General features: G+C 58.6%; 15 protein-coding genes. 9 read left to right on the top strand and 6 right to left on the bottom strand.

Translation table 11 applies throughout. From position 1 onward, the window contains the following. Positions 1–42: 42 nt before the first annotated feature. On the bottom strand, positions 43–951 hold the full coding sequence (locus PMI22_RS08060) for a LysR family transcriptional regulator (RefSeq protein ID WP_007947532.1): 909 nt from the start codon (positions 949–951) through the stop codon (positions 43–45). A 174-nt stretch (positions 952–1,125) separates the two neighbouring features. Between PMI22_RS08060 and amaB the strand changes: the two genes are divergently transcribed. From amaB to PMI22_RS08015, 9 genes are all read left to right on the top strand, one after another. Then, the gene (amaB, locus tag PMI22_RS08055; RefSeq protein WP_007947534.1) at positions 1,126–2,616 is read left to right on the top strand and encodes an L-piperidine-6-carboxylate dehydrogenase; all 1,491 of its coding nucleotides are present in this window, start codon (positions 1,126–1,128) and stop codon (positions 2,614–2,616) included. An 89-nt stretch (positions 2,617–2,705) separates the two neighbouring features. Then, the gene (gene amaA, locus PMI22_RS08050) at positions 2,706–3,989 is read left to right on the top strand and encodes an L-pipecolate oxidase (RefSeq protein ID WP_007947535.1); all 1,284 of its coding nucleotides are present in this window, start codon (positions 2,706–2,708) and stop codon (positions 3,987–3,989) included. 364 nt (positions 3,990–4,353) lie between these two features. Continuing rightward, a complete protein-coding gene (locus PMI22_RS08045) occupies positions 4,354–5,487 on the top strand; it encodes a branched-chain amino acid ABC transporter substrate-binding protein (protein WP_007947536.1) in 1,134 nt (377 codons plus the stop codon). Between the two features lie 239 nt (positions 5,488–5,726). Then, on the top strand, positions 5,727–6,641 hold the full coding sequence (locus PMI22_RS08040; RefSeq protein WP_007947537.1) for an ABC transporter permease subunit: 915 nt from the start codon (positions 5,727–5,729) through the stop codon (positions 6,639–6,641). Positions 6,642–6,644: 3 nt separating this feature from the next. Continuing rightward, positions 6,645–7,928, top strand: a complete 1,284-nt coding sequence (gene livM / locus PMI22_RS08035) for a high-affinity branched-chain amino acid ABC transporter permease LivM (RefSeq protein ID WP_007947538.1) — start codon at positions 6,645–6,647, stop codon at positions 7,926–7,928. After that, positions 7,925–8,797, top strand: a complete 873-nt coding sequence (locus PMI22_RS08030; RefSeq protein ID WP_007947539.1) for an ABC transporter ATP-binding protein — start codon at positions 7,925–7,927, stop codon at positions 8,795–8,797. Before livM ends, PMI22_RS08030 begins: the two co-directional genes overlap by 4 nt. Then, positions 8,794–9,510, top strand: coding sequence for an ABC transporter ATP-binding protein (locus PMI22_RS08025; RefSeq protein WP_007947540.1), 717 nt, complete (start codon positions 8,794–8,796; stop codon positions 9,508–9,510). The genes PMI22_RS08030 and PMI22_RS08025 overlap by 4 nt, the downstream gene beginning before the upstream one ends. A gap of 369 nt (positions 9,511–9,879) precedes the next feature. After that, positions 9,880–10,185, top strand: a complete 306-nt coding sequence (locus PMI22_RS08020; protein ID WP_007947541.1) for an HdeA/HdeB family chaperone — start codon at positions 9,880–9,882, stop codon at positions 10,183–10,185. 983 nt (positions 10,186–11,168) lie between these two features. Continuing rightward, complete coding sequence (locus PMI22_RS08015; RefSeq protein WP_007947543.1) at positions 11,169–11,933, top strand: SDR family oxidoreductase; 765 nt, start codon at positions 11,169–11,171, stop codon at positions 11,931–11,933. Positions 11,934–12,020: 87 nt separating this feature from the next. On the opposite strand, the gene PMI22_RS08010 is transcribed toward PMI22_RS08015, so the two are convergent. The 5 genes from PMI22_RS08010 to ureE all read right to left on the bottom strand — a co-directional run bounded on the left by PMI22_RS08010 (position 12,021) and on the right by ureE (position 15,717). Continuing rightward, positions 12,021–13,148, bottom strand: coding sequence for an AGE family epimerase/isomerase (locus PMI22_RS08010; protein WP_007947544.1), 1,128 nt, complete (start codon positions 13,146–13,148; stop codon positions 12,021–12,023). Between the two features lie 167 nt (positions 13,149–13,315). Then, entirely contained in the window at positions 13,316–13,879 is a 564-nt protein-coding gene (locus tag PMI22_RS08005) for a HupE/UreJ family protein (RefSeq protein ID WP_007947545.1), read from the bottom strand. Between the two features lie 28 nt (positions 13,880–13,907). Then, positions 13,908–14,522 (bottom strand): urease accessory protein UreG, encoded by a 615-nt coding sequence (ureG, locus tag PMI22_RS08000; protein ID WP_007947546.1) that lies wholly within the window; start codon positions 14,520–14,522, stop codon positions 13,908–13,910. Positions 14,523–14,545: 23 nt separating this feature from the next. Next, complete coding sequence (locus tag PMI22_RS07995) at positions 14,546–15,220, bottom strand: urease accessory protein UreF (RefSeq protein WP_007947547.1); 675 nt, start codon at positions 15,218–15,220, stop codon at positions 14,546–14,548. Further along, positions 15,217–15,717 (bottom strand): urease accessory protein UreE, encoded by a 501-nt coding sequence (gene ureE, locus PMI22_RS07990; protein ID WP_007947549.1) that lies wholly within the window; start codon positions 15,715–15,717, stop codon positions 15,217–15,219. Before ureE ends, PMI22_RS07995 begins: the two co-directional genes overlap by 4 nt. Between the last annotated feature and the right edge of the window lie 183 nt (positions 15,718–15,900).

The following is a 15,900-nucleotide window of genomic DNA, read 5'->3' on the forward strand; positions in this document are numbered from 1 at the left end:
ACCAGATCGCAGCCTCGTTTCACTCGACTGCTCCTACAAGGGTCAGTCTGTGGAGGTGGGACTATCAATCTGCTCCAGCATCCACTTCACAAAATCACGCACTTTGGGCACTTCCGCCGAATGTTCGGGATACGCCAGGTAATAGGCATCCGTGCTGGGCATCGCGTGTGTCCACGGTATGACCAGTTTGCCGTCAACCAATTCCTCTTCCACCAGAAACCTCGGCAGCAGCGCTACACCGCAGCCGACCTGAGCGGCGCGGATGCACATGTAGAAGGTTTCAAAACGCGGGCCGTGGTAGCTGTGTTCGGTGTGGTAGCCCTGACTGTCGAACCAGTCGTGCCAGGCCTGGGGGCGGGAGGCGTTTTGCAGCAGGACGAGGTCGGTGAGTTGCGTCGGGTCGGTGAACGGCGTGTCCGGCAGGCTGCCCGGTGCGCAGACCGGTACCAGTTCTTCACCAAACAGCTTCAGGCATTCGGTGCCGGGCCGTGAGCCTTGGCCAAAGTAGAACGCCAGATCGCTGCGACCTTGCAGTAAATCGTCTGCTTCCTGCTCGCTGCACAGGTCCAGGTGAATCGACGGATGGCGCAGGCGCCAGCCTTTCAGGCGAGGTACCAGCCAGCGCGCACCGAAAGTCGGCGGCGTTGAAACGCGCAAAACTTCAGTCTCGCCGCCGTAGGAACGCAGGTAATGGGTCGACATCTCGACCTGGGTGAGGATTTTTCGTACTTCCACCAGGTACAAATCACCGGCCGGTGTCATTTGCAGGCGTCGGCGCACGCGGCGGAACAACAAGTGCTGCAACAATTCCTCAAGTTGCGCGACCTGTTTACTGACGGCGCTCTGGGTCAGGTTCAGCTCTTCGGCGGCCCGGGTGAAGCTCAAATGCCGGGTCACGGCCTCGAAGCACTGCAAGGCTGTGATTGACGGCAGATAGCGTTTATTCAGCATGGGTAGTCCTTTTCTTGTTTCTTTCTTACCAGCAATTCGTAGCATGAATAAACGGAATGATATCTCTCTTAATCGTCGTTTGTTGGGTAACCTCCGGGGCGCTAAAACTACAGGTCTGATCAGCCGTGATGATTCCGGCTGCACCCTTTGTGTTTTTTGCTTGAGGAGTAACCCATGGTTGCCGCATTGCTTGATCGTCTTGGTGTGAACCCGGCCCTGTACCAGAACGGCAAAGTGCCGGTGCATTCGCCAATCGATGGCAGCCGGATCGCCGCCGTAAACTGGGAAGGTGCTGCTGAAGTCGAACAGCACATCAGTCGTGCCGATCATGCGTTCGAACTGTGGCGCAAGGTTCCGGCGCCCCGTCGTGGCGAACTGGTGCGCCAACTGGGCGACATCCTGCGTGAATACAAGGCCGACCTCGGCGAGTTGGTGTCCTGGGAAGCCGGTAAGATCACCCAGGAAGGCCTGGGTGAAGTTCAGGAGATGATCGACATCTGCGACTTCGCCGTCGGCCTGTCCCGCCAGCTATACGGCTTGACCATTGCTTCGGAGCGTCCTGGCCACCACATGCGCGAAACCTGGCACCCGCTGGGCGTCGTCGGCGTTATCAGTGCGTTCAACTTCCCGGTCGCGGTCTGGGCCTGGAACACCACGCTGGCGCTGGTGTGCGGTAACCCGGTGATCTGGAAACCATCCGAGAAAACCCCACTGACCGCGCTGGCTTGCCAGGCGTTGTTCGACCGCGTCCTGAAAAACTTCAGCGATGCCCCGCCACACCTGAGCCAAGTGATCATCGGCGGCCGCGATGCTGGCGAAGCGCTGGTAGATGACCCGCGTGTCGCGCTGATCAGCGCCACCGGCAGCACTCGCATGGGTCGCGAAGTGGCGCCGAAAATCGCCGCGCGTTTTGCTCGCAGCATTCTGGAACTGGGCGGCAACAACGCCATGATCCTCGGCCCAAGCGCCGACCTGGACATGGCCGTTCGCGCCATCCTGTTCAGCGCCGTCGGCACCGCCGGTCAGCGTTGCACCACACTGCGTCGCCTGATCGCGCACGAATCGGTGAAGGAAGAGATCGTCACCCGCCTGAAAGCCGCCTATTCCAAAGTGCGCATCGGCCATCCGCTGGAAGGCAACCTGATCGGCCCGCTGATCGACAAACAAAGTTTCGAAAACATGCAGGACGCGCTGGAGCAGGCCTTGAGCGAAGGCGGTCGCGTGTTCGGTGGCAAACGCCAACTGGAAGACAAATTCCCCAACGCTTACTACGTCGCGCCGGCCATTGTTGAAATGCCGGAGCAGAGCGATGTGGTGTGCCACGAAACCTTCGCACCGATTCTGTACGTGATCGGCTACAAGGATTTCGACGAAGCCCTGCGCCTGAACAACGCCGTGCCACAAGGCCTGTCGTCCTGCATCTTCACTACCGATGTACGTGAAGCCGAGCAATTCATGTCGGCGGTAGGCAGCGACTGCGGTATCGCCAATGTCAACATCGGCCCGAGCGGCGCAGAAATCGGTGGCGCGTTTGGTGGCGAGAAAGAAACCGGCGGTGGTCGTGAATCGGGCTCCGATGCATGGCGCGGCTACATGCGTCGCCAGACCAACACCGTGAACTACTCGCTGGAGTTGCCGTTGGCTCAGGGTATTACATTCGATTGAGCAGCCTCAAGCTTCAAGCCTCAAGCTCCAAGCAGACTTGCTTGCGGCTTGAAGCTTGAGGCTTTTAGCTGCTCCGACAGGAGCGTGCAATGCCGTTACGCGAAGAGTGTCTGTGGGAAAAACTGACGCCGCAAAGGCCCGACAACGCGGCGCTCAAGGGTGAAGTGACAGTTGATGTCTGCGTCATCGGCGCCGGTTTCACCGGTCTGTCGGCGGCGGTGCATCTGCTGGAACAAGGTAAGTCGGTCTGTGTGCTGGAAGCGCATCGCGCCGGCCATGGTGGCTCGGGGCGCAATGTCGGCCTGGTCAACGCCGGCATGTGGATTGCACCGGACGACATCGAAGCCGGATTCGGCGAAGCGGTGGGCAGCCAGCTCAATCGCATGCTCGGCGCGGCGCCTTCCCTGGTGTTCAGCCTTGTGGACAAGTACAACATCGATTGCCAGTTACGCCGCGAAGGCACGCTGCACATGGCGCATAACGCCCGTGGCGAAGCGGATTTGCGCAGCCGTGAAGAACAATGGAAACGTCGCGGAGCACCGGTCGAGCTACTGACCGGGCAAGCCTGTGAGCAGGCAACGGGCACAAAAAAAATCGCCGCGGCGTTGCTGGACCGACGTGCTGGCACCCTCAATCCGATGGCCTATACCACCGGGCTGGCCAAAGCCGCTATCAGTCTCGGCGGCCAACTGTTTGACCATTCCCCGGTCACCCGGCTCGAACGTCAGGGCCAACGCTGGTCGGTGCAAACCGCTCAGGGCTCGGTCATGGCCGAGAAAGTCGTGATCGCCTCCAACGCTTACACCGAAGGCGACTGGACGGAGCTGCGGCGCAACTTTTTCCCCGGTTACTACTACCAAGTGGCGTCGGTCCCGCTGACCGAAGACGCCGCGCAACAGATTCTGCCCGGCGGCCAGGGTTCCTGGGACACCCGCCAGGTGCTCAGCAGTATTCGTCGCGACAAGGACGGGCGTCTGTTGCTCGGCAGTCTCGGTAATGGCAATCAGAAGCCGGCCTGGTTTCTCAAGGCATGGGCCGACCGCGTTCAGCAGCACTATTTTCCCTACCTCAAACCGGTGGAGTGGGAATGCACCTGGACCGGGTGCATCGCGTTCACCCCCGATCATTTGATGCGTCTGTTCGAACCGGCGCCCGGTTTAGTGGCCGTCACCGGTTACAACGGTCGAGGTGTGACGACCGGTACAGTAGTTGGCAAAGCCTTCGCCGATTACTTGTGTAACGGAAATCCTCAAGCGCTGCCGATACCTTTCGCCCCCATGCAGCCATTGGCGGGGGTAGGGTTGCGTAGCTGTTTGTACGAGGCCGGATTTTCGCTGTATCACGCAGGCCAGTGCTTGCGGATCGTTATCTGATTGTTGAAATTTGTTGCTGTTAGCGGCGCTTTTTGGCGCAGCGACTAGCCTGTCATGGTGCGGGTTGTAGCAGTCCCGCACCAGCAGTGTGCACTTCGGTGACGAACGGTGTTACAGGCTGGTTGCACGTTGTTTGGCGCCGCGGTTGCAATGATGGCGCATGTGGGTTGCGCCATTAAAAATAAATGGTTTCACCTTCCGCGGTTTAGACGGTTGCACGCCCAATGAAAATGGGACCGAAATTGTCGAAAAAACAATAAGGCAGCGACTTTTCTCAGAATAAAAAACCGATGGCACGGCCCTTGCTCTGAGCATTCAGAGAAATCGCAGTGCCAACTAAAAAAAAACCTTGGAGCACCACCTCATGTCCCAGACGTTTTACAAGAAAGGCTTTCTGGCCCTCGCAGTGGCAGCTGCGCTGGGTGTTTCTGCGTTTGCACAAGCTGATGTGAAAATCGGTGTGGCGGGTCCGATGACAGGCGCCAACGCGGCATTTGGCGAGCAGTACATGAAGGGTGCACAGGCTGCAGCCGACGCGGTCAACGCGTCGGGCGGCGTAAACGGGGAAAAAATCGTACTGGTCAAGGGCGATGACGCCTGCGAACCGAAACAGGCTGTGACGGTCGCCAAGGACCTGACCAACCAGAAAGTCGCAGGCGTGGTCGGTCACTTCTGCTCCTCGTCGACCATCCCGGCCTCCGAGATCTATGACGAAGCGGGCATCATCGCAATTACCCCGGGCTCCACCAACCCGGCCGTTACCGAGCGCGGCCTGAGCGCCATGTTCCGTATGTGCGGGCGTGACGATCAGCAAGGCATCGTGGCCGGCGACTACATCGTCGACGTGCTCAAGGGCAAGAAGGTTGTCGTGCTGCACGACAAGGACACCTACGGCCAAGGCCTGGCAGATGCCACCAAGGCTCAGCTGGTCAAGCGCGGCGTGACCCCTGTGCTGTATGAAGGCCTGACCCGTGGTGAAAAAGACTTCAGCACCATCGTGACCAAAATCCGCGGCGCTGGCGCCGATGTCGTCTACTTCGGTGGCCTGCACCCGGAAGCCGGTCCTCTGGTTCGTCAACTGCGTGAACAAGGTCTCAAAGACGTCAAATTCATGTCCGATGACGGCATCGTGACCGACGAACTGGTGACCACCGCTGGCGGTCCGCAATTCGTCGACGGCGTGCTGATGACCTTCGGCGCCGACCCACGCCTGCTGCCAGAAAGCAAGGCCGTGGTAGACGCATTCCGCAAGGCCGGTACCGAGCCTGAAGGCTACACCCTGTACGCCTACGCTTCGGTCCAGGCCCTGGCTGCGGCCTTCAATGGCGCCAAATCCAACAGTGGCGAGAAAGCCGCCGAGTGGCTGAAGAAAAACCCAGTCAAAACCGTCATGGGCGAGAAGACCTGGGACGCCAAGGGCGACCTGAAAGTGTCCGACTACGTGGTTTACCAGTGGGACAAGGACGGCAAATACCACCAGCTGGAAAAACAGAAGTAAGGGCTGACTCGATCAGCTGAACCTCACAGATCCCCTGTGGGAGCGGGCTTGCCCGCGAATGCGCCAGGTCAGTCGATATCAAAGTTGCCTGACACACCGCTTTCGTGGGCAAGCCAGCCCGCAGGGGCCAGTGGTGGCCTGCCTGATCGTGTCTGACATCGCTCCGACGTACATCTGTATTTTTCCAGAAGAACCGCACACCCACAGGTGTGCAGGTTCTCATTGCGTGAGATTGCGTTATGGATGGTATTTTCCTGCAGCAACTGGTCAACGGCCTGACCCTCGGGTCGGTCTATGGCCTGATCGCCATCGGCTACACAATGGTCTATGGCATCATCGGCATGATCAACTTCGCCCACGGCGAGGTTTACATGATTTCTGCTTACCTGGCGGCAATCAGTCTGGCTCTGCTGGCTTACTTCGGTATCGAATCTTTCCCGCTGCTGATGCTCGGCACACTGATCTTCACCATCGTCGTCACGGCGGTGTATGGCTGGGTCATCGAGCGCGTCGCCTACAAACCCCTGCGTAACTCCACCCGACTGGCTCCGCTGATCAGCGCCATCGGTATTTCGCTGATCCTGCAAAACTATGCACAGATCGCCCAAGGCGCGAAGCAACAGGGTGTTCCCACCTTGCTGACGGGGGCCTGGCGTGTCGATATCGGCTCGGGTTTTGTGCAGTTGACCTACACCAAGGTCTTCATCCTGGTTGCAGCGTTTGCCGGGATGGCCCTGCTGACCTACATCATCAAGTACACCAAGCTCGGCCGCATGTGCCGCGCCACCCAGCAAGACCGCAAGATGGCCTCGATCCTGGGGATCAACACCGATCGGGTGATTTCCTACGTGTTCATCATCGGTGCAGCAATGGCGGCCCTGGCCGGCGTGCTGATCACCATGAACTACGGCACATTCGACTTCTATGCCGGCTTCATCATCGGGATCAAGGCGTTCACCGCTGCGGTACTCGGCGGGATCGGATCGCTACCGGGCGCCATGCTCGGCGGGATCATTCTCGGGATTTCCGAGTCGCTGTTTTCCGGTCTGGTCAACTCGGACTACAAAGACGTTTTCAGCTTCTCGTTGCTGGTTCTCGTTCTGGTCTTTCGGCCCCAAGGCCTGCTCGGCCGTCCTCTTGTGTCGAAGGTGTAAGCGATGTCTTCAACCACTAAAAAAACCATCGAAATCAAAAAAAGTCTGGTTGACGCGATTCTTGCCGGCCTCATTGCCCTGATCGTGTTCGGGCCGATAGTCGGTGTCGTACTCGATGGCTACGGTTTCAACCTGGAAACGACCCGGGTGGCCTGGATTGTCGCCATCGTCATGGCCGGTCGTTTTGCCCTGAGCCTGTTCCTGCAAACCCCCAAGGGCCTGAGAATCCTCGAAGGATTTGAAACCACCGGCTCCGGGGTTCATGTACTGCCGCCCGATTACAAATCCCGGTTGCGCTGGATCATCCCGCTGATGATCGCCATTGCCGTGGTGTTTCCGTTTTTCTCCAACTCCTACCTGCTGGGCGTGGTCATCCTCGGGTTGATCTACGTGCTGCTCGGTTTGGGCCTGAACATCGTGGTCGGCCTGGCCGGCCTGCTCGACCTGGGTTACGTGGCGTTTTACGCCATCGGCGCCTATGGCCTGGCGCTCGGTTACCAGTATCTCGGTCTGGGCTTCTGGACGGTGTTGCCGCTGGCGGCAATTACCGCCGGTCTTGCCGGCTGCATCCTCGGTTTCCCGGTGTTGCGTCTGCACGGTGACTACCTGGCGATCGTGACCCTGGGCTTCGGTGAAATCATCCGCTTGATCCTCAACAACTGGCTGTCACTGACCGGTGGCCCGAACGGCATGGCGGCCCCGCTGCCAACGTTCTTCGGTCTGGAGTTCGGCAAGCGGGCGAAAGACGGTGGTGTACCGTTCCACGAGTTCTTCGGCATCGCCTACAACCCTGACGTGAAGTACTACTTCATTTATGCGGTGTTGTTCCTGGTTGTGCTGGCCGTGTTGTACATCAAGCACCGCCTGACCCGTATGCCCGTTGGCCGCGCTTGGGAAGCCTTGCGTGAAGACGAAATCGCCTGCCGCTCCATGGGTCTGAACCACGTGCTGGTGAAGCTCTCGGCGTTCACCATCGGCGCGTCGACAGCCGGCCTGGCTGGCGTGTTCTTCGCCACCTACCAGGGCTTCGTCAACCCGACCTCGTTCACCTTTTTTGAATCGGCCCTGATCCTCGCCATCGTGGTACTCGGCGGCATGGGCTCGACCATCGGCGTGGTGATAGCAGCCTTCGTGCTGACCGTCGCCCCGGAACTGCTGCGCGGTTTCGCGGAATACCGCGTGCTGCTGTTCGGCATCCTGATGGTGTTGATGATGATCTGGCGACCGCGCGGCCTGATTCGGATCAGCCGTACCGGTGTGACCCCGCGTAAAGGAGTAGCGCCATGAGCGAAGTCGTACTCTCGGTCGAGAAGCTGATGATGCACTTTGGCGGCATCAAGGCACTGAGCGATGTCAGCCTGAAGGTGCACCGCAACTCGATCTTCGCCCTGATCGGCCCCAACGGCGCCGGCAAGACCACCGTGTTCAACTGCCTGACCGGGTTCTACAAGGCCTCGGGCGGTAAGATCGAACTCAACATCCGTGGGCAACAGACCAACGTCATCAAATTGCTGGGCGAATCGTTCAAACCGACCGATTTCGTTTCGCCAAAATCCTTCGCCAGTCGGCTGTTCTACAAGGCCTTCGGCGGCACCCACCTGGTGAACCGTGCCGGTCTGGCACGGACCTTCCAGAACATTCGCCTGTTCAAGGAAATGTCGGTACTGGAAAACCTGCTGGTGGCCCAACACATGTGGGTCAACCGCAGCATGCTGGCCGGCATCCTCAATACCAAGGGCTACCGCAAGGCTGAAAGCGATGCATTGGACCACGCCTTCTACTGGCTGGAAGTGGTGGACCTGGTGGATTGCGCCAACCGCCTGGCCGGTGAATTGTCCTACGGCCAACAGCGCCGACTGGAAATTGCCCGGGCCATGTGCACCCGTCCACAGATCATCTGCCTCGACGAACCGGCTGCCGGCCTCAACCCTCAGGAAACCGAAGCGCTGAGCGCGATGATCCGGCTGCTGCGTGACGAGCACGATCTGACCGTGGTGCTGATCGAACACGACATGGGCATGGTAATGAGTATTTCCGACCACATCGTGGTGCTGGACCACGGCATCGTAATCGCCGAAGGCGGTCCCGACGCTATCCGCAACGACCCGAAAGTGATTGCAGCCTACCTGGGCGCCGACGAAGAGGAAGTGGTATGACGCAACCCATCCTCGAACTCAAGGAACTGGACGTGTTTTACGGGCCAATCCAGGCCCTGAAGAAAGTCTCGCTGCACATCAATGAAGGTGAAACCGTCAGCCTGATCGGCTCCAACGGTGCGGGCAAGTCGACCCTGCTGATGTCGATCTTCGGCCAGCCGCGTGCGGCTGACGGGCAGATCATCTATCAGGGCGTGGACATCACGCACAAGTCATCGCACTACATCGCGTCCAACGGCATAGCGCAGTCGCCGGAAGGCCGGCGGGTGTTCCCCGACATGACCGTCGAGGAAAACCTGCTGATGGGCACCATCCCTATCGGTGACAAGTACGCCAAGGAAGACATGCAACGGATGTTCGAGTTGTTCCCGCGACTTGAAGAGCGGCGTAACCAGCGGGCGATGACCATGTCCGGCGGCGAACAGCAGATGCTCGCCATCGCGCGTGCGTTGATGAGCCGGCCGAAACTGTTGCTACTTGACGAGCCGAGCCTGGGCCTGGCGCCGATTGTGGTGAAACAGATCTTCGCGACCCTGCGGGAGCTGGCCAAGACCGGCATGACGATCTTTCTGGTGGAGCAGAACGCCAACCACGCCCTCAGGTTGTCGGATCGGGCCTACGTGATGGTCAACGGTGAGATTCGCCTCACGGGCACCGGTAAAGAGCTGTTGGTGAACGAAGAGGTGCGTAACGCTTATCTCGGCGGTCATTGAGTCTGCGTAGTTGAGCAAAAGCCCCGGCGCGCAATCGTCGGGGCTTTTTTTTTATGGTGGAAAGAACAGTGTGGGTTGGGACTTTAGTGTTTATGGGTTGTTTGGTGAAACTATTATATTAAACGGTGCAACTAATAGTTATCTCTAATCTAGTTGGGGTTTATGGGGGCTGTATGTAAAAGCTTATCCGGTTATAGTGTTGTTGGTGTCTGTATAAAATAGATATTGACAATGCGTGAAACCGTCTATACTTATCCATCGTGCACTTGTAGTGCCGCTAAATTTAAGTTTCTTGTTTTTAGCGAAAATCAATGAACGATTTACCTCTTATATATAGAGGTATTATCCAAGTCTGTGGAGATGCTTAAAATGACTAATAAGTTTTTTTGCAAAATGGCCCTGGCTAGCTTGGTTATTTCCTCCGTCAGTACTGTTTATGCCGCGTCGACTAATCCCGATGATATGACGTGTAAGGAGTTCCTTGTAACGCCCCCGCCAGCCCAAGCCCCAATCGCACTCTGGTTTTCAGTCGACAAGAATATTAATTCAAATGGGGGTTCTTTCACTAAAGAAAAAGTTATAGCAGAAGTTCTTCCTGTATATGTAGAGAAGTGCACGAAGAATCCAGAGAAAAAAGTATCTAGTTTTACAGAGGAAATGAAGAAATTATTCTGAATGCTGTCGTCACGAACCTGAGACGCTTGTCGGTATTATAATGCCGGCGAGCGTTTACTGTTTTGTGAGGCCGATTAGTGATGCGGGCAAAGTTTGTTGAATCATTTCCCTGGCCTGATTTTCAAGAACCGATTTTTGGCCGGCAAATATCCCCCCATCGAGTGTGCGCCGTCGTCATCCCGGGTGTAATTAGGGGGGCGGATGTAAATCACTTCATGATCAATTCTCGATTCGTCACCATTCCCTGTGGGAGCGATCCGTATGCTTTTTGTGACGCACCGCGATCGCGAGCAGGCTCCCTCCCTCTGGGGGCTTCGGGCGCTTTCTCGAAATTGTGGAAAACAATATTCACAAGCTCTCAAAGCGCGACATAAAGCCGCTGTAAACAGTTGTTTTATCACTGTTTTGACTTGTCCCCGTTTGCTGTGGAGCTGGCTGTGAATAACGTGGGAGTAGCTGGCTGGACGCCTTTAAATACGTGGCTTTCAGCGATATGGTCATTTTTTGATCAGGTGTTTTTAGAGGGTTGGAGGATGGCGTTGTCAACCTTTTTATTGGAGGCCAAAGGAGGGTGAAACGGGCAGGATAAGCCTGTGGATAAGTCTGTGGTTAAACTCTGGAAAGACTCGGCTAAGGGCCGTCGTTACTGGCTTGGCGCCATCGCTGGTTTGCAGGGGCAATCGTGCAAAATGCCATGGGCTACACCGCGAACCTGCGAGGGTCAAGCGAAAAACTTTCCAGACTCCCCGCAAAGCCTTGTACACAGCGGCCTCCAGCATTTCCACTTGCCCCCGGAAACTGTGGACCGGCCTGTGGATAACGTGCGCGTACATGGCTGCAAGCCACGGTGCGTATGGCGTTAACCGGGTTGGTTGTTTTTTGCACAGCTTTTGTGATGGTTGCTGCTGTGAGCAAGGCCGGGCATGCTGCCAGCTGACTTTCTATTCCAAGGGCTGCCCGCCAGCCGAAGCAAGGAGAACACGATGTCCAACACCCTGTTTATTACCGGCGCGACCTCCGGTTTTGGTGAAGCCTGTGCCCGTCGTTTCGCCGAGGCGGGCTGGAAATTGGTGCTGACAGGCCGTCGTGAAGAGCGCCTTACGGCCCTGTGTGCCGAGTTATCGAAACAGACAGAGGTGCATGGCCTGGTGCTCGACGTGCGTGATCGCAAAGCCATGGAGGAAGCGATTGCCAACCTGCCACCGTCTTTCGCCAAGCTGCGTGGGCTGATCAACAACGCCGGCCTTGCGCTCGGTGTGGACCCGGCGCCCAAGTGTGATCTCGATGATTGGGACACCATGGTCGACACCAACATCAAAGGCCTGATGTACAGCACCCGTTTGTTGCTGCCGCGCCTGATTGCCCATGGCCGTGGAGCGGGCATCGTCAACCTTGGCTCTATCGCCGGCAACTACCCGTACCCGGGCAGCCACGTGTATGGCGCGAGCAAGGCATTTGTTAAACAGTTTTCGCTGAACCTGCGTTGCGACCTGCAAGGCACCGGCGTGCGTGTCAGCAACATCGAGCCGGGTTTGTGTGAGAGCGAGTTCTCACTGGTGCGTTTCGCCGGTGACCAGGAGCGTTACAACGCAACGTATGCCGGGGCTGAGCCGATCCAGCCACAAGACATCGCCGAGACCATCTTCTGGGTGCTTAACGCGCCGGCGCACATCAACATCAACAGCCTTGAGTTGATGCCGGTGAGTCAGACGTGGGCTGGTTTTTCTATTGAGCGTAAATCGGTGTAACGGCCAATCGCGAGCAGGCTCGCTCCCACAGGGATTGCGCTGAACTGTGGGAGCGAGACCGGCTTGCCGGCGAAAGCTATCTGTCAGTTAGCCGAGATAATCAACCAGCCCGCGATAGCAGGTTGCCAAGTGATAAGGCGTCGTCGATGGCATGTCCTTGCGGCTGACTTCGCCTTTTTCATCGCGACACTCATACCAGCCCCCTGCATGCAGAAAGCGCTGCTGTAACGCCCGCAGCTGGCGCAGCACAGAGGCCTCGTTATTTGGCCTCAAGGTCAGGGCGCGCAGGTATTCAGCCTGAGCCCAGATGCGCTGGGTGGCATCCATTGCAGAACCCTCCAGATCGAGCATCGCCACGACTGCACCGGTATATGAATCAACGCCCAGCTGCTCGGTACGCGTAAATGCACGTGAGAGCGACGCATGCAGTATGGAGTCGCGCAGCAACGGCGAAGACTCCAGCAGGAAATACCACTCGAACTGATGCCCCGGTTCAAACCAGTTATCCACGGCCCCCAGTGGCTTCTCCATCAACACACTCTGTTGCGGGTCGATGAAGCGCTTCTGCATGCCTGTGCATAACTCAATAAGTGCACGTTGCACGGGGATGTCTTCACGTACAGACAGGGTGGCGAGGAAGGCTTCGGCCAAGTGCATCAGGGGATTTTGCAGTGGTCCGGAGTCGAGCGTTGACCAGTCACGGTCGAGGCTGGCTTCGTACAGGCCGTCGCCTGTCGCGAAACGTTGAGCGATCACCTCCAGCGCCGCATTGAGCACCGATTCCACCAACGGCTCGCGCACCTTGTCCCAGTAATGGGCGCAGGCAAACAGGATGAACGCGTGGGTATAGAGGTCTTTGCGCTGATCGAGCGGTGCGCCGTGCGGATCGATGCTGTAGAACCAGCCGCCATGCTCAGCATCGTGGAAATGCTGCTGCAGGGACCGGAATAGCGCAGCAGCGCGCTCTTGGGCGGCCGGAACCTGGCCAATCAGGCTGGAGAACACATACAACTGCCGCGCACAGGCCATGGCCCGGTAGCGTTGAGGCGCCAGCGGTTGATGTTCCGCGTCCAGTGCTTCATACGGCAACGCCATGTCGGCATTCCAGCCGGGTCCTTGCCAAAGTGGCACGATCACGTCCTGGAAGTGCTGTTGCACCGAAGCGAACAGGGCGGTCAATTCAGGCTGGGAGGCGGAACGGGGAACAGGCGGCATTGGCTGGCGTCGTCACGGCAGGGTTGATTGCGCGACATGTTAGCAGAGTGAGCGCATTGATCGTTCCCACGCTCCGCGTGGGAATGCCTCATCGGACGCTCCGCGTTCGGCTGTTGGGACGCAGAGCGTCCCGGGCTGCATTCCCACGCAGAGCGTGGGAACGATCATCAGCCTGCGAGCAACCAGACCCCGGTTGCCGCCGACGCCGCTCCCGCTAACCGAACCGCCGTTTGCGGCAGTACGCGAACCACCGCATATCCAGCCGCATGCAACACCGCCGTCGCCGCCACAAACCCGGCCGCATACGCCCAAGGGCTCGACATGTCCGGCAACTCCAACCCGTGTGCTACGCCATGGAACAGTGCAAACAACGCCGTCGCGCCCACCGCCAGGCTCAAGGGCGGACGCACCACCAGCGCCACGGCCAAGCCCAGCGCGAGCACCGATGCGGCAATCCCGCTTTCCAGCGCCGGCAGGTTCAGCCCTTCAAACCCCACTAATCCGCCTATCAGCATCGTGCCGACGAAAGTGCACGGCAGCGCCCAGCGCGCCGCACCTTTTTGCTGTGCCGCCCACAAACCGACCGCAACCATGGCCAGCAAGTGATCGAGGCCGCCAATCGGGTGGCTGATGCCGGCGATCAAGCCATTTTCGCCATGACCCGGATGGGCGAAAGCGATGGCTGGAGTCAGCAGCAGGGCTACGGCGCCCAGAATGCGTTTCAGTGTCATGGGAAGCTTCCTTGTTGATAAGTGGTGATCAGGCCGCTGTCAGCAGGCCCTGGCGTTCGATGAAAGCGATGATTTCCTCCAGCCCGAGGCCGGTTTTCTGGTTGCTGAAGACAAACGGTTTGCCGTTGCGCATACGCTTGGTATCGCTGTCCATCATCTCCAGCGACGCCCCCACCAGCGGTGCGAGGTCGACTTTGTTGATCACCAGCAAATCGGATTTGCAGATCCCGGGGCCACCCTTGCGTGGCAGCTTGTCGCCGGCCGAAACGTCAATCACGTAGATAGTCAGGTCGGACAATTCCGGGCTGAACGTCGCCGAAAGGTTGTCGCCACCGGACTCCACCAGAATCAGGTCCAGCCCCGGAAAGCGCCGGTTCAGTTGATCCACGGCTTCGAGGTTGATCGAGGCGTCTTCGCGGATCGCCGTGTGCGGGCAGCCGCCGGTTTCCACGCCGATGATGCGCTCGGGCGCCAGGGCTTCGTTGCGTACCAAAAAGTCGGCGTCTTCGCGGGTGTAGATGTCGTTGGTGACGACAGCGAGGTTGTAGCGCTCGCGCAGGGCCAGGCACAGGGCCAGCGTCAGGGCGGTTTTACCGGAACCGACCGGGCCGCCGATGCCGACGCGAAGGGGTTGTGTGTTCATGTGGTTCTCCATATTAAAAGGCCCTAGGAACGGAACAGGCGACTGTACTGGCGCTCATGGGCCATGCACGCCAGGGACAGGCCAAACGCGGCGCTGCCATAGTGTTCGGGGTTGATGCGGGTGGCGTCCTGCTGGGCTTGTTGCAACAGCGGCAGCAGTTCGCTGGTCAGGCGTTGCGCGGCTTGCTGGCCCAGCGGCAAGGTTTTCATCAGCACGGCCAATTGGTTTTCCAGCCAACTCCAGAGCCACGCGGCTAACGCATCCTGCGGACTGATCCCCCAGGCGCGGGCGGCCAGCGCCCAGCCGAGGGCCAGGTGCGGTTCGGGTCGTTGATCGAGGAAGGCGCGTGCGGGAGCATCCAGCTCCGGTAAGCCGTTGAGCAGTTGCTGCAAGGAATAACCCATCTGGCGGCTTTCCTGGTGCAGCTCGCGGGTTTCCCGACTGGCGCGGTGTTCTTCGCAGCGTTGCAGCAACTCGGCCCAGTTTTCATCAAAGGCAGCCACGCAATGGGCGAGCAGCAGCGGCGCTTCGAACCGTGCCAGGTTCAGCAGCAACTGATCGCTGATCCAGCGTCGCGCGCCGTCTGCATCGCTGACACGGCCATTGTCCACCGCCATTTCCAGGCCTTGGGAATAGCTGTAGCCGCCAATCGGCAATTGCGGGCTGGCCAGGCGAAGAAGCGCCCAGGCCGGGTTCATAAACGAACGCCGAACTGATGCAGTTTCGGCGGGTAGTTGAAGTCTTCGTCGCCGTGCCGAGAATGGTGATGGCCGCCACCGTAAGCGCCATGTTCCGGCTGGAACGGGGCTTCGATGTTTTCGACCTTGGCTTCCAGCTGTTCGAGCATGGCTTTAAGCACGTAATCGTCGAGCAGGCGCAGCCAGCTATCACCGATTTGCAGGGCGACATGGCGGTTTCCGAGGTGATACGCGGCACGTGTCAGTTCGAACGCGTTGGCGCAGGTGACGTGCAGCAGTTGTTCGGGGCGGGCGCAGACGCGCACGATGCGTCCGTCTTCGGCTTGCAGGCATTCGCCGTCATACAGCGGCGGCTGAACGCGCTCCAAAAACAATCCGACGTCTTCACCTTCAGCACTGAAACAGCGCAAACGGCTTTTGCTCCGGGCTTCGAATGTCAGGAGCAATTCGGCGGCCCAGACGGGTTGAGGGTCGATTCTGCGATGAATCACCAGCATCGGAAGGCTTCCAGCAGTGGACAATGCTCAGGCTAGAGCAAGGGGCTTGCCAATCGGGCGATACGTAGGAAATACCTGTCGGAGCTTAGTGGGGGATTCGGGGTGTTGCAGGATTATGAGCGGAAGTGGTGCGAGGATATTTGAGTTGCACCGATTTGATGCGCTGAATGGTTTTTGTGGGAG

This window comes from Pseudomonas sp. GM21, from assembly GCF_000282215.1.
GTDB lineage: Bacteria > Pseudomonadota > Gammaproteobacteria > Pseudomonadales > Pseudomonadaceae > Aquipseudomonas.